At 50.2% G+C, this 14,881-nt stretch carries 15 protein-coding genes; 6 read left to right on the plus strand and 9 right to left on the minus strand.

The annotated features are described in order from the left end of the window. The 8 genes from J7439_RS23765 to J7439_RS23800 form a co-directional block, all read right to left on the minus strand. Nucleotides 1-3,119, minus strand: a 3,119-nt coding sequence (locus J7439_RS23765) for a hypothetical protein (RefSeq protein ID WP_209204540.1), incomplete at its 3' end; no start/stop codon positions are given. A gap of 384 nt (nucleotides 3,120-3,503) precedes the next feature. Beyond that, entirely contained in the window at nucleotides 3,504-4,766 is a 1,263-nt protein-coding gene (murA, locus tag J7439_RS23770; protein ID WP_209204541.1) for a UDP-N-acetylglucosamine 1-carboxyvinyltransferase, read from the minus strand. A 10-nt stretch (nucleotides 4,767-4,776) separates the two neighbouring features. Next, on the minus strand, nucleotides 4,777-5,028 hold the full coding sequence (locus tag J7439_RS23775) for a BolA family protein (protein ID WP_163370989.1): 252 nt from the start codon (nucleotides 5,026-5,028) through the stop codon (nucleotides 4,777-4,779). Nucleotides 5,029-5,366: 338 nt separating this feature from the next. Continuing rightward, nucleotides 5,367-5,663, minus strand: a complete 297-nt coding sequence (locus tag J7439_RS23780) for an STAS domain-containing protein (RefSeq protein WP_209204542.1) — start codon at nucleotides 5,661-5,663, stop codon at nucleotides 5,367-5,369. Further along, the gene (locus J7439_RS23785; RefSeq protein ID WP_209204543.1) at nucleotides 5,660-6,346 is read right to left on the minus strand and encodes an MlaC/ttg2D family ABC transporter substrate-binding protein; all 687 of its coding nucleotides are present in this window, start codon (nucleotides 6,344-6,346) and stop codon (nucleotides 5,660-5,662) included. The genes J7439_RS23780 and J7439_RS23785 overlap by 4 nt, the downstream gene beginning before the upstream one ends. Nucleotides 6,347-6,394: 48 nt before the next feature. After that, nucleotides 6,395-6,859, minus strand: a complete 465-nt coding sequence (gene mlaD, locus J7439_RS23790; RefSeq protein ID WP_209204544.1) for an outer membrane lipid asymmetry maintenance protein MlaD — start codon at nucleotides 6,857-6,859, stop codon at nucleotides 6,395-6,397. Between the two features lie 14 nt (nucleotides 6,860-6,873). Beyond that, complete coding sequence (gene mlaE, locus J7439_RS23795; RefSeq protein WP_209204545.1) at nucleotides 6,874-7,668, minus strand: lipid asymmetry maintenance ABC transporter permease subunit MlaE; 795 nt, start codon at nucleotides 7,666-7,668, stop codon at nucleotides 6,874-6,876. Beyond that, nucleotides 7,669-8,517, minus strand: coding sequence for an ATP-binding cassette domain-containing protein (locus J7439_RS23800; RefSeq protein WP_286196528.1), 849 nt, complete (start codon nucleotides 8,515-8,517; stop codon nucleotides 7,669-7,671). It lies immediately after the preceding gene. Nucleotides 8,518-8,769: 252 nt separating this feature from the next. Between J7439_RS23800 and J7439_RS23805 the strand changes: the two genes are divergently transcribed. The 6 genes from J7439_RS23805 (at nucleotide 8,770) to J7439_RS23830 (ending at nucleotide 14,051) form a co-directional block, all read left to right on the plus strand. Continuing rightward, the gene (locus J7439_RS23805) at nucleotides 8,770-9,732 is read left to right on the plus strand and encodes a calcium/sodium antiporter (RefSeq protein WP_209204546.1); all 963 of its coding nucleotides are present in this window, start codon (nucleotides 8,770-8,772) and stop codon (nucleotides 9,730-9,732) included. 104 nt (nucleotides 9,733-9,836) lie between these two features. Then, nucleotides 9,837-10,811, plus strand: a complete 975-nt coding sequence (locus J7439_RS23810; protein ID WP_209204553.1) for a KpsF/GutQ family sugar-phosphate isomerase — start codon at nucleotides 9,837-9,839, stop codon at nucleotides 10,809-10,811. A gap of 42 nt (nucleotides 10,812-10,853) precedes the next feature. Further along, nucleotides 10,854-11,435, plus strand: coding sequence for an LPS export ABC transporter periplasmic protein LptC (gene lptC, locus J7439_RS23815; RefSeq protein WP_209204547.1), 582 nt, complete (start codon nucleotides 10,854-10,856; stop codon nucleotides 11,433-11,435). Between the two features lie 52 nt (nucleotides 11,436-11,487). Continuing rightward, complete coding sequence (lptA, locus tag J7439_RS23820; protein ID WP_209204548.1) at nucleotides 11,488-12,027, plus strand: lipopolysaccharide transport periplasmic protein LptA; 540 nt, start codon at nucleotides 11,488-11,490, stop codon at nucleotides 12,025-12,027. A 127-nt stretch (nucleotides 12,028-12,154) separates the two neighbouring features. Beyond that, nucleotides 12,155-12,880 carry an LPS export ABC transporter ATP-binding protein gene (lptB, locus tag J7439_RS23825; RefSeq protein ID WP_209204549.1) on the plus strand — a complete coding sequence of 242 codons (726 nt, stop codon included), beginning with the start codon at nucleotides 12,155-12,157 and terminating at the stop codon, nucleotides 12,878-12,880. 301 nt (nucleotides 12,881-13,181) lie between these two features. Further along, nucleotides 13,182-14,051, plus strand: coding sequence for a hypothetical protein (locus tag J7439_RS23830; protein WP_209204550.1), 870 nt, complete (start codon nucleotides 13,182-13,184; stop codon nucleotides 14,049-14,051). Nucleotides 14,052-14,150: 99 nt separating this feature from the next. Here J7439_RS23830 and J7439_RS23835 read toward each other — a convergent pair whose 3' ends face one another. Beyond that, nucleotides 14,151-14,720, minus strand: a complete 570-nt coding sequence (locus J7439_RS23835; protein ID WP_209204551.1) for a hypothetical protein — start codon at nucleotides 14,718-14,720, stop codon at nucleotides 14,151-14,153. Nucleotides 14,721-14,881 lie beyond the last annotated feature (161 nt).

Raw genomic sequence — 14,881 nt, forward strand, 5'->3', positions numbered from 1 at the left:
ACCTGATCAGCTACTGCGCTGACCATCCCGGCAAGCCCTTCGCCCAGCACTCGGTCTACTTCGCGGGCTATCATCGTGGCTGAGTCTAACGTTGCCTCCCCGGCAGTGATCTCGGTAACAGTTGCTGCTTTCCAGTCCCCGGACTGCAACCGGTCACTCAGCAGTTCAACCATTAATTCGACCGTGGCTGTGGTCAGAAACGTCGGTAATTGTTCGGTAAGTGCCGTGCCGCCCTCTAAGGCATTTACGTCGTCACATTGTTCACCGTTATGCCTCGCGGTAAACAGCGCCCCTTCTTTGACGACAAGGTTCATAACCTCCCGGATACTGCCCTCAAGGATCGGCTTGACCGCCTCCAACTGATCACTCTGTTTAATGACCAGGTCAACGGTTTCATCAGCCAGGTTACCCAACTGATCAGCAACGGCCTGACGGGCATCATGCCAGTGATCTTGTTGATTTTGATGGCCCGCTGTCGTTTTCTTCACACACTTGCCGGTCAAATAGCCGGACTTTTCCCCTGGCTCCAGCTCCTCCGCTATCCGCTGAAAAGTAGCCACCGCGTCAACCCTGCTACTTTGCAACGCAGAATGCAGGCTTTCTAATCGTTGATGGATAGCACCTTCCAACTCAGGGGTTGCCTGAACCAGCAATGTTTTTACATACGCTCTGGCATCCAGGTCGATCTGCTCTTTGTTTTCCGCCATCCATGTTGCCAACCAGTCCATACATTGATCGACCCGGGATTTCGCCCCCCATTCCTTTGCTCGTTGCCTTATCCAGTGAATAGCAGCACTTATCAGCTGGTGCTGTAGCTTGACCGCTTCCTCTGAAATCGTATCTATAACTGCCAGAACAATGGATTCATCCCCCATTTTCCGGTTAAACAGATCTCTTACCAGATCATCAAGCCAGACGGTTCCATCCCCAGCACTTTGCAGGATAACGCCGGAAGCCAGTTTCTGAAGACTGTCCAGGGGCAGGGTATTGATCACAGACTTTAACGGATCCGTTAATTGCTGTAGAGCAACAGCCTCCGCTGTTTTCAATGCCGCATCGATGGTGTTGGCGGAGTCTCCCTGAGAATGTGACGAGCTATTCGACTGACCGATCGCTTCACGCCCTTTGTCACGAAGTGCTTTTTCCCAAGCCTCAGACTCAAGCTTACGGCTCAATATATCAACAGCCAATGTCGTTAAAACCGGTGTCATGGCTGCCCGGAATCCGGGGAGAGTCTCTGCCAGTCCCTGAGCTGCTGCGAGTTCTGTGCCATTTCGCTCAGCAATGAAAGCAGCACCTTGACTGACGGCCTGTTCCATCACTTTCTCAATACCTGGCTCTACACTCGCTATAACCGTATCCAGATTTTTCCGGAGTTCGCCGGTCAGCAGGTCTATCGCCTCCTCTATCACCCTGCTACCTTGTTGAGCAATCAACTGATCAATAACACGGTTTTGCCCGGCACGAGGTTCTGTTGTTCCTTCAGCAGAATGTGAGGCAGCAGCCTCTTCCTGTTCAGCTTGCTGGCTATTGTCTGCAAACGCAGTGGTGATTCTGGTAACCAGGTCTTGCACATCCCCACTATTATTTTTACAGTCTTGCGTTTCTCTCTTTAGTTTCCTGATAGCACATTTAATATCCGGCGCAATTTTTTCCAGATTCTCTTCTATCAACGGCTTCAGCTTATCTTTAAACTTCTGTTCATTTTGAAATACCCGAACAGCTTCTTCTATTTTCTTATTGATCAGCTGTTTGATTTTCTTTTCAGTGTATTTAACCGGCTCTGGTTCAGGCTGACTGGATTTGGGCTTCCATAGACCCGCTATTTTACCAGCCATTTTAGAAATACCATCCGCAGCAGAGCTGAATTTCTGCACAACAATATGACTGTGTTTTTGCACAACGGTTGTTAATGTTTTTGCTGCGCTACTGGCAATTCTATTTTGAATCCTGTCGATTTCATCCGGATTACGTTGCTGCCAGTCATTGAATATGTGCACAGTATCAGCGCGAATATTCATCAGGGTATCGATAATGATGGCCGTCATTCTGGATAGCAGCTCATCCACATTCTTATCGGTCAACTCAACGCCTTCAGCCATCATGCTGACCAGTGCCTGGTTGATAATCCCCTTTAAAGAGTCAGCCTTGATGGCTGTCATTTTTTCATTAAACAGTTGATTACCCGACTGCGATACAGTAACAATGCCGTTACTTAAAATGGAATCAATGCCAGTTGCATTGTTTTGTGCCGACGGATGCCCGGTTAAACCCAGTATGCTCACGATTAACCGGGTCAGAGTGTCCGATATTTCCTTTTTCCCAGCATCGCTATCCGCCAGGGTTACTTTATCCAGAAAGGCCTCATGAGTCAGGTGTACCAGAATGGTTGCAATTGATCGGGTAACATCACTGACCCAGCCTTCATCGCCCCCGGGATCAACAGCATTTCCATCCACTCCACCGGCAACGCTGTCTGGCCAGGGGCTGGCCTTTTTCAGCTCGCCCTGAATCACTTCCGTCAGATTTTCCACCAGGGCATTCAGAGCCTCAGGCTTTTCCAGCACTTTTTCCGGCGTTAAACCTGCCGCCTTGACCAGCCTGTCACTCACCTTCTTGCGGGGCTTTGCGGGAGGACGGACAATCTCGATATTCACATAAGCGTTATCATGACTGCCACCCACAGAGCAACTGGTGCGACCGGCAGCAACGATTGGCTGGGCATCCGGATTAATCCCAACCTTTCTCAAACCTAACTCAATGCCCAGGCCACAGGCTTTACGGAGGTTTTGATAGAAACAAAAAACGATATCATGGTAAATATGGCGAAATTGAGGAGCGTCCTCATCCGGGCTACCGGAGGCTGGAACACCGGTTGCTTTTGTCTGCCCCATTGAGGAATAGGCCGTAGCCTGTTGGCTTGCCGTTAAATTCTGACTCCGGGGTACTGCTAACAGATAAGTGCTTTCATCGGCATCATCAGCAGTGCCTTCGCTTTGATTGGCGCTGGAAGCCAGTAAAGATCGCCCTGGCATTTTACTGATTGAGCTTCTGTCAACCATTGCTGTCTGTTCAGGAACACCCGGTGCAGCGCCCTCCTGACATTGATTGATATTCACCTGATTTGCTGTACCAAAATCAGGCCGAACAGAAACCGAATCTCCGCTCGCTCTGATCGATGGAGACCAAGGTCCTCCCTCCGGGGGGACCGGGTTAATAGCAGTACACTCCGTTAATTCCATTTAATTAGACTCCATTCTACTGCCAGGCATATTCTTGTATTTGAGAGAGCCTTCATTACGTGATATTTAATGAGTCAGCAAAACCAATGAATTGACAAAGCTTTATTCTCTGATGGATGCAAAAGTCTTTGACGGTCGTCAAGTCATCAACACTAATATTTGAGACTATCGTTTTATTTGAGTGGCAAAAGGGGGAAAAGTTCCCTGACTTTTGGCCAAAAAGCCGAAAGTCAGGGTAAGAAAGGAGAAAAGAAGTGTAAATCAGGCAGGAACGCGACGAATTTTGGCACCAAGTTGCTGAAGTTTCTCTTCAATACACTCGTAACCACGGTCAATATGGTAAATACGTTCTACCACGGTATCACCTTCAGCGACCAGGCCAGCAATAACCAGACTGGCTGAAGCCCGCAGGTCAGTGGCCATAACAGGCGCTGCTTTGAGCTGCTCAACACCTTTGACGATAACGGTGTTACCTTCCACATCAACGTCTGCACCCATGCGTTTCATTTCCTGAACATGCATGAAGCGATTTTCAAACACGGTTTCGGTAATCCGGCCCGTGCCTTCAGCAATGGCATTCAATGCGGTGAACTGAGCCTGAATATCGGTGGGCATTGCCGGGTAAGGTGCCGTTTTCAGGTCAACTGCCCTGGGACGCTTGCCCTTCATATCCAGTTCAATCCAGTCATCGCCCCATTCTACTGAAGCACCGGCTTCCCGAAGCTTGAACAGAATCGCATCGAGAATATTAGGCTGGGTGTCTTTCAGGCGGACCCGGCCACCGGTTGCTGCGGCAGCAATCAGGTAAGTGCCGGTTTCAATACGGTCTGGCAATACCGAGTAGGTGCAGCCATCAAGGCGTTCTACCCCCTGAACCCGGATCATACCCGTACCATGGCCTTTAATCCTGGCACCCATGGTAATCAGGCACTCGGCAAGATCCACCACTTCAGGCTCACGGGCCGCATTTTCAATAATGGTTTCACCATCGGCCAGTACCGCAGCCATCAGGATGTTTTCCGTACCGGTGACCGTTACGGTGTCCATCAGTATGTGGGCGCCTTTCAGGCGATCTTTGACGCTGGCTTTGATATAGCCGTCTTCCACAACAATATCCGCGCCCATGGCCTGCAGGCCACTGATATGCAGATCAACCGGGCGGCTGCCAATAGCACAGCCACCAGGCAGGGAGACTTCTGCATAACCAAATCTGGCCAGCAGAGGACCCAGTACGAGAATAGAAGCCCGCATGGTCTTCACCAGCTCATAAGGTGCCACGAGCTGCTTGATGGTGCTGGCATGAACTTCCACGTTCATCTTTTCATCCACCAGCAGCTCAACCCCCATACAGCCAAACAGCTCACACATGGTGGTAATGTCGTGCAAATGGGGCAGATTACATACGGTAACCGGGGAGTCAGCCAGCAGGGTCGCTGCCAGAATCGGCAGGGCAGAGTTCTTGGCACCAGAGACCCGAATCTCTCCATCCAGGCGCACACCACCGGTGATAATCAGTTTATCCATGGTTTCTCACTTAGTCCTGGTTACCCAGCTGTCTGGCACGCTCTGCGGTAGTCAAAGCCACCATCGATACAGCGTGAATCGCACCACTGGTGATGAATGGATTCAGGTGAGAATAGATCATCTGCTGACGCTGAACCGGTCTCTTCGCCTCAAACTGGTCACTGATTACGGTCAGACGAAAGTCACACCCCTCGCCCTCAACAATCACTTGTGAGCCCGCAATCTCCTTCTCCAGAAGCGCCTTGACCTCTTCGGCTTGCATGATCCAACCTCTCAGGGAATATCAGGTATTTAAAGGGAACAGTAAAACCGGCCAATGATATCCGAGAGAGGGTTCCATGAATAGCCCCAAAACAGGATCAACCCGCAAGCTGCGTCAGTTTTGCCGGCCGTAAGTAGTTAACCAAATGAAATCCTATTTTCTGACTAAGTGGACAGTCACTCTCGGCAACTGCTCCTGCGTTGCTCTAGCTCCTGCATCCATGCAGTCGTGCGGCGTTACAACTCCGGTCACATAGCTAAGGCTATGCTCCCTGCGTTGTGCCTTGCATAGTAACTGCCCACTTAGCCAGAAATATACGATTCCATTTGGCCAACTACTTACACATTATTCAGCAATGGCTGAATACCACAGACTTCAGCCAATGCATCCAGTTCATGAGGCATGCCAACAAATTCGATGGACTTCTGCTGTTTTTTTGCCAACCGGATCCAGGAGAGAAAGACCGATAAAGCAGAGCTATCGGCCTGGGAGATACCGCTCAGGTCAATTTCCCAGTCGTCACCGCCAGAGGTCAGTAGTAAACGGGCACCCTGCTCTTCAATAACGGCGGAGGTGGCGAAATTAACCACACCATTCAGTGTAAACCGGCCAGGCGCTTCCACTGCCAGGGTCATGACTGCTTGCTCACAGCGTTGTTCTCCGTTGCTTCACCCTGCATGATTTCCGGCCAGTGATCCACAACATATTGGAGATCATTGTACTTGCTCATGGCTTCTGCAAACTGGTTACGGAACTGAATGCCAATATTGATACCATCAACAATGATATTCCTGAGTTTCCAGCGCTCATCCTGATGAACCATGGAATAAGAGATGGCCACAGTACCGGAGGACGTTCTGACCGTCATATCCACGGGAACCAGCCGTGCCTTGCCTGACCGGTAGGCATTTAATACGGTATCCGGTACCGCATCAACTTTCTCAATGGTCAACCGGGTATCATCAAGCTTCAGCAGGGCCTTGCCATAGAAGCTGATCAGACTGTCTTTAAACGTTCTGGAAAACTGCTCAATTTGTCCGCTTTTAGCCCGGCGGGAGTATTTACCCATCACCCCCCGGGCAATGGCGTCGAAGGCCACGGAAGGTGACAGCTGGCGATCAACCTCGGCAATAAAGGCAGCATCGTTCTTTTTATACTGATGAATATTGTTTTCAAAGGTTGCCAGCAGTTCCCTGGTAATTTTTTCCACTTCCTTGTGAGGTGACTCAATGACCTGCTCTGCAGCGATGACCGCTGAAGACCACTGAAAAAACAGCGCCACCAGGAAAGCCACCACGTGTCTATTACCTTTCATCATCCATTCCATCCGCTAGCCAGAGAACGCTTCTCCGGGCTTGTTGTTTCGTTACTCACTTTTATTGACCGTGCCCAGAAGAAACTTACCGATCAGCTCCTCGATAATCAGCGCTGACTGAGTGTCTTCAAAACGCTCACCATCTCGCAGAAACGCCTCGTCACCACCAATGCTGATACTAATGTACTGCTCACCCAATAGCCCTGCGGTGACAATCGATGCCGTGCTATCGATAGGTATATTATCGATTTGCTGATCAATATCCATAACTACCCTGGCCATGTAAGTCTCTTTATCCAGCTCAACGCTTTTCACTTTGCCAATGGTGACTCCGGCCATGGATATTTTGGAACGGGGTTTCAGGGCACCGATGTTATCGAAGTAAGCATTCAGCTCATAGGTTTCACCGCCGGCTTTCAGGGACAGACCACTGACCTTTACCGCCAGCAGCACCAGGGCCAGCATGCCTGCCAGCATAAAGGCACCGACACTGATTTCTAACGTTCGTATCCGCATTTTATGCTCTCTCCTTAAAGCTCACCAAACATCACTGCGGTCAAAATGAAATCCAATCCGAGAACAGCCAGTGAGGAATAAACCACCGTTCTCGTAGTTGCACGACTGATGCCTTCTGAAGTGGGAACGGCATCGTACCCCTGGAAGACGGCGATCCAGGTCACCACAACCCCGAACACCAGGCTTTTCACCATGCCATTGCCCACATCATCGACAAAATCAACCGACTGTTGCATGCCACTCCAGAATGAACCTTCATAAATCCCCAGCCAGTCAACGCCCACGATGACGCCACCAAGAATCCCGACCAGGCTGAAGATCGCCGCCAGCAGCGGCATAGAGATAACCCCCGCCCAGAAACGTGGGGCAATGACCCGTTTTAACGGATCAACACCGATCATTTCCATACTGGACAGCTGCTCGGTCGCTTTCATCAGCCCGATTTCAGCGGTCAGGGCAGAACCGGCACGCCCGGCAAACAGCAGTGCAGTCACCACCGGCCCCAGCTCACGCACCAGGCTCAGGGCCACCAGCTGACCAACAGACCCCTCTGAGCCATAGCGAATCAGAATACTGTAGCCCTGCAAACCAAGAACCATACCAATAAAAAGACCGGAAACCGATACAATGATTAACGACAGAAAACCAACGTTATAGAGCTGCCTGATCAGCAGCGCGCCTCGCCCAGAGAATCCCGCCCGGGAAAAAATCGCCAGAAACAGAAAAATACCGGACCGCCCCAGGGACTGCACATGACCAAGACCTGACTGACCAAGCTGAGCCAGCCGGTCCAGAACATCAAGTTTCATTTATACCCCCGGAGACAGTAAGTCGCTTTGATAGTCATCTGCAGGAAAGTGAAAAGGAACAGGCCCGTCGGGCAGCCCCTGCATAAACTGGCAGACCCTGGCATCCGTTGAGCTCAACATCTCCTCCGGGGTGCCGGAACCAATCACTTCACCATCGGCGATCAGGTAGATTACATCCGCGATGCTGGCCGTTTCATGAAGATCATGGGAAACAATGATACTGGTGATGCCCAGCGCCTGGTTCAGCTTGCGAACCAGCTCCACCAGCACGCCCATGGCAATCGGGTCCTGTCCGACAAAGGGTTCATCATACATCACCATTTCAGGGTCCAGGGCAATGGCCCTGGCCAGGGCAACGCGCCGACTCATACCTCCGGATAACTCGCTGGGCATCAATGACCATGCACCGCGCAGCCCCACCGCATGGAGCTTCATCAGTACGATATCACGGATCATGGTTTCCGATAGCTGGCTATGAATGCGCAGGGGAAAAGCGACATTCTCAAAAACGGACAAATCGGTAAACAGTGCCCCGCTCTGGAACAGCATGCCCATTTTACGACGCTGAACAAATAACTGATCCCTCGTCAGATCAGCCAGATCCTGACCATCCACCACAATCGAGCCCCGGTCGGGTAGAAGCTGACGGCCAATCAACCGCAGCAGGGTCGTCTTGCCGGTGCCTGAAGGCCCCATAATACCCACCACTTTGCCACGGGGTATATCCATATCGATATTATTGAAGATCGCCCGGGAACCTCGATAAAAGGTCAAACCACGAATCTCGACAAAATTATCGGTGCGGTTTTCGTTGCTGTGTTGTTCACCTGAGGAGATGGAATTCATCATTGGGTTCGCAGATCCCTGCAACAGACAGAATGTAAAAGTCTTCCAGTTCCGATATTATGACCTGTTTCACACTTTAATTGCACCTTCCAGTACATCAATTACATTGAAACCATGTGCCAGACAAGTACAGACAAATTATATCGTAGGAATTTCTGCGAACAGGATCAATTCAGAGGGGAATGCAGTTGCATTGTCTGCCTGATTTTCCCTACACTTCCTTCCTTTATGTGAATTCTTGAGAACTCCCCCGGAATGAGTCCTGCCATTTACGCCATAGCAGCCATTATTGTTGGCTTCATACTGCTCACCTGGAGTGCAGACCGTTTTGTCGGCGGTGCTGCAGCTACGGCAAAAAACTGGGGTATATCCCCCATGCTGATCGGCTTGACCGTTGTCTCCATCGGTACGTCTGCGCCAGAAATTCTGGTATCGCTGATGTCTTCTCTCCAGGGACACAACGATATTGCGGTTGGCAACGCCATTGGCTCCAATATTGCCAATATCGGACTGGTTCTTGGACTAACCGCGCTTATCGCACCACTACCGGTCAAAACAGCACTGGCCAAACGGGAAATACCCTGGCTGTTATTGGTCACGGTGATTGCCGGTGCCTGCCTTGCCAACAACTACCTCGGGCTTATGGAAAGCCTGGTGCTGCTCAGCGGCCTGTTCGTTACCCTCTATCTGATGGTGACCTGGCAAAAATCCCACCCTGAAGAACCTCTGGCAGAGATTGAGGAGATCGAAGAGCTGCCTTCAGGCAAAGCTTACCTGGAACTGGTGGGCGGACTGGTACTGCTACTGATCAGTGCCCAGATTCTGGTTTGGGGTGCAACGGAAATCGCCACTCTGCTGGGTGTCAGTGAGCTGATCGTTGGTTTGACGGTTGTCGCCATTGGTACCAGTTTGCCGGAGCTGGCCGCATCGGTAGCCAGTGCCCTGCGCGGCCACCATGATATTGCCCTGGGCAATGTTGTGGGCTCAAACATCTTCAACCTGCTGGCGGTTCTGTCAATGCCCGGACTGGTTCGTCCCGGAGCCATCAGTGAGTCTGTTTTCTCCCGAGATTATACCGTAATGCTGACATTTACCGTTCTGCTGGCGGCCATGGCCATCTTCGGTAAAAAACCCAAAACGCTGGGACGTTTTGCAGGTATTATCTTTCTGGCAGGGTATGCCTGCTATGGCACATGGCTGTACGTACAGACGGTTTAAACCGGAGCTGAATGCTCCCTTCTCCCTGAACTATTTTATCCCGGAGTCTGAAAGGTTATGCTTTGCCACAACATCCTGACAGCTCCTTCAAAGGCTTTACTGAAATGACCTCTGACCAGAACTTTATTGAAATTGGTCGTCGTACCATCCAGATCGAAAAGGATGCGATTGAAGCGTTGTTGCCACGCATTGGTGAAGACTTCAGCAATGCCTGTCGGCTAATGCTGGAATGCCGGGGCCGAATTGTCGTTGTGGGAATGGGAAAGTCAGGACATATTGCCCGTAAAATCAGTGCCACCCTGGCCAGTACCGGTACACCGGCGTTTTATGTCCATCCCGGCGAAGCCAGCCATGGGGACATGGGTATGATCACCGCAGACGATGTGGTGCTGGCTATTTCCAACTCCGGTGAAACCGGCGAAGTAATCACCTTGCTTCCGCTGTTCAAACGAATGGGTGCTGCGCTGATCAGCATGACCGGCAAACCCGCTTCCACACTGGCGCAGGCCGCTGAAGTGAATCTGAACACAGGGGTTGATAAAGAGGCCTGCCCACTTGATCTGGCACCAACATCCAGCACCACCACTCAACTGGTTATGGGTGACGCGCTCGCCATTGCGCTGCTGGAAGCCCGTGGCTTTACCGCAGAAGACTTTGCATTTTCCCACCCCGGCGGTGCCCTGGGTCGCAGGCTGCTATTGAAAGTGCAGGATATCATGCATGACGGCAATCGAATCCCGACGGTGAAAAAAGGCACACGCCTGGGTGAAGCGCTGCTGGAAATGACCCGGAAAGGTCTCGGCATGACCTCCATTATTGATGACAACAACGTGGTCGTTGGTGTCTTTACCGACGGTGATCTTCGTCGTGCACTGGATCAAGGGGTTGACCCCCACAACACGACCATCGACGAGGTAATGACCATCAAGTGCACCACCATTACCCCTGATATTCTTGCCGCTGAAGCACTGAGAATTATGGATGATCGCAAAATCAATGCGCTTATCTGTGTTGACCATGAGCGGCATGCTGTTGGTGCCATCAATATGCATGACTTGCTGAAAGCGGGCGTGGTTTAAACGCTTTTTATCAGGCTCAAGGCTGTCAGTTTCGGAACCCGGATGACCTATCGCAATCATCTTATTATCGCTGCAATCCTGCTAGTGCTGGCCGCTGGCTATTGGACCTACGACGGTGCAATAGTAACGGTCAGCGCCAGCCCTTCGGAAATCATCCGCCAGGATGCCGACTACTTTCTGGTGGATGCCCTGGTTAAGGAGTACGACGCTACCGGAGCGTTACAATACCAGTTGCAGTCGGGCAGCATTACCCATTACCCCCACAATGACAACACACTCCTGCAACAACCCATCCTGACTAACCTCAGTGACAGTGGACAACTCACTGTGTCAACGTCAGAGAACGGAAAATTACTGCCCGGTGGCAAAGATATTGAACTGTGGGATAATGTCGTGGTTATCCAGAGCAGCCCGTCCGTCAGGCAACAGGGCTATGAGCAACAGCTCAGAATGGACACCGACTTCCTGACCATTGCGACGGATAAGGAAATTGCCGATACCGATCGCCCTGTGCTGATTACCAGCGACACCGGAGAGACGCAAGCCATTGGGATGACCGCCTGGTACCAGCAGGGAAAGATTCAATTAAAGTCCAGAGTACGGGGAGTCTATGAGACTGAGTAAGCTGATCATTCGCACAATCATTGATATATCCCTGTCAGGGAAGCGATAACCCATGACACGACTACCAAAACCAAAAGCACTCCTGAACAAACAATGGCTTGTCGGGCTGTTATTTGTCCCATTTATGGCCATGGCATTACCCGCTGATCGCCAGCAGCCCATCCAGATCGATTCAGACACCGCTGACATTGATAATAAAAAAGGGGTGTCTGTTTATCGTGGTGATGTGGTCATGACCCAGGGCACCACGCGCATCACCGGTGACGTTATTACCATCTACACCCGGGACCGGGAGTTGACCAGGGTCATTGCCCGGGGCAATAAGGCCAGGGCTTATTATGAAGAGCTGCAACCCGGTGAACAGGGCATCGTCCAGGCCTGGGGCAACACCATTCGCTACGATGTGGACAGTGACCAGATTGAACTGATCAAAAACGCCCAGCTCTCCCAAAAGGGAGACACCTTTACCGGCGAAAAGATTGACTACAACCTGACACTGCAGACCGTCAATGCCAAAGGCACACCCAATCAGGGAGACAATGGCCGGGTACAGATGGTGATTCAGCCCCGTCAGGAAAAAGCCAAACAATGAAGCGCTGCCCGCTTCCCGCTGCCCGTAAAAGCATTAGTCTTATCTTTTTCGAGCAGCGGGAAGCGGGAGGCGGGAAGCGTTCTAAACGACACACTTTGTTTTCACACTCAGGTTAACAGACAACCGGATGGCAATCCTCAAGGCAGAACATCTTAGCAAAAGCTACAAAGGCAGAGAGGTGGTGAAAGATGTCTCTCTGCAGGTTAACAGTGGGCAAATCGTTGGCCTGCTGGGTCCTAATGGCGCAGGAAAAACCACCTGTTTTTATATGATTGTCGGGCTGGTGAAAGCCGATGGCGGCAAAGTCACCATTGACCAGCAGGACCTGACTTTTCAGGCCATGCACAACAGGGCCCGTGCTGGTATCGGTTACCTCCCCCAGGAAGCCTCTATATTTCGTCGCCTGTCCGTGCGGGACAATATTCTGGCCATTCTAGAAACCAGGAAAGACCTCAATAAACAGCAGCGCGCCGAGAAAATGGAGTCACTGCTGGATGAGTTCAATATTGGCCATATTCGTGACAGTGCCGGCATGGCGCTATCCGGTGGCGAAAGAAGACGGGCAGAGATTGCCAGGGCCCTGGCCACCGACCCGACCTTTATTCTGCTGGACGAACCCTTTGCCGGCGTTGACCCGATATCCGTTGGTGATATCAAATCCATCATCCGTCATTTGCAAAACCGGGGCATCGGGGTACTGATCACCGACCATAACGTCCGGGAAACACTGGATATCTGTGAGAAGGCCTATATCGTCAGCGAAGGGCATATCATCGCAGAAGGCGACAGCCATACGGTACTGTCCAATCAGACGGTCCGTGACGTTTATCTTGGGCACCAGTTCAGCTTGTAACACTGTGTTCCCGGCCGCAGCCAGTACCCGTACATTATTTCAATGCGTTTGATGTGTAAAATCTCCGTTCACCCTGAGCGTCCCTCGGCTCCGCTCAGGATGCACGGACGAAGGGTGATTGGCACAGTCTCTATTCAAGGCATGGTGTTTACGCCCTTCGACTCCGCTTCAGGACGTTTCCTTCTGATCCAGTTTTTTCTGTTGATTGTTAATATTGCTAACTGGGTTGTCATTAAAGTCAGGGTAAATTTTCTATAACTTAATTGGACATACTTGATTAATTGACAAGGAGGTCATAGTCATGAATTCTCAGGAATGTTCAGTACCAACTGCCATTAACATCGATTCATGGAAAAATTTCATGAGTGATAATCTACTCATTAATGGCGTTGGCGAATTCAAAGGTGACGAAAAAAAAGTAACCTTCTATTCGGTGGAGGCAAAAAGATATTACGATGTTTCTGTATGCGACAGTTATGATAAAGACACATTTGTTAATATCATTGTTACAGCCAGAACAGACAGAAAAAATATTTTTAACCGTGTGATTGGTGCAGTTGCTGACGCATTTAAACGGTTGGTTACCAGTGGTATGAAATTTAGCAAAACACGTTCATCCCAAATAAAGGACAAACTAGAACCTGTTATTCTGGAGAAGGCGATAGATAAGGGTAAAGGATGGGGTGCTGATAGAAAGGCTATTGAAAATGGATTTAAAGCGGCAACTCAGCGTTATATTAAATTTAACATTGATGATATTTACAATGATTCTCGCTTTATCCTGGCAAAATCTCTCTTTGATATTTATGATGACCCCTCTCTTCTTCATAAATTGCAATGGGATCTTAATGCCAGAATGAGAAGTTTACAACAAGACGCTGCAAGCTTGTCAGCATCGGCCGGGTTTCATCAGGATCAAATTGCATTTAATAGTGTTGATGGTGTTATAAATCTGACTGACTATGCCCTGACTGGAAACAATAATGCAAGACAACGCGTAGATCATGCTGGAGACATGATTCGTATAAACTTATGGAGACAAAATCACTACAACTCGAAGCTCGTTAAAACTTACAACACCATCCACTTAGTTGGTGAAATGTTGACAAGAATTCAACACACTATAGACAGTAAACAGTCAAGAAAGCCGGTGCCAGGCGTTGCACCCTGAACCAGCTTCCCGGAACTGTCACCCGAAGCACCTGACCTGACAGAGCCCTTTTGAGAAAGGTAACTGTCAGGGGTGGGCTTAAACTTCTGAATGATGTGATTAAAAACGATAACCCATTGAAATAGAGGCTACCGGATATACTTTGTAATTACTTAACTCATCTTCCAGCTTTTGCTCTTCTTCTTTTAAGTTATCATCGAATCCCGGTAACAATGTTCCTGTTCCGGATGCTTTCAGAGAGACATCCCCTGAGCCTTGATAAAGCACTCCAAGATCCGCGCTGAAGATAAAACCGGCTGTCCCCGCAGAGCCTGATGTCCAACCAATGCCGAGATACGGTGCAAAGCTGTTGAATTCGACATCTGCATCCAATCGATCAAGCATATAAAGAGTGCCACCAATCTCAAATCGATTCCCGTTCTTTGGCTTGCCCTCACCTTCAAGGGTATTACCATTGTAATAGGCACCTGCGGTAAGCCTGAAACCACTGTTGTCAAACATATACCAGTCAGCCATTACACCAAAAGATGAAAGCTCCAGGTCAGCATCGTACTCGATTTCATCTTCCTCGAAATCGGTGCCAAAGGTGAAATGGTTATACTGCCCCCGCAATGCCACAGAGTCCATTAGCTGATAAGAACCGGTAATACCGAGCCCCAGGGTAGACATCCCCACTTCTACAGCGGTCTCTGCAGCATTGGCCTGTAAGCGTTCAAACAGGGGACAGACTCCCCCTACTTGTCGAGATCGGCTTTTAATGGATTGGCCCCGAATTTCTCTTTCCAGAGTCGCGGTATCAGTTCCCTGATATCACGGGCCGGGTGGAGGCT

The organism is Salinisphaera sp. G21_0 (assembly GCF_017744115.1).
Taxonomy (GTDB): domain Bacteria; phylum Pseudomonadota; class Gammaproteobacteria; order Pseudomonadales; family Endozoicomonadaceae; genus Endozoicomonas.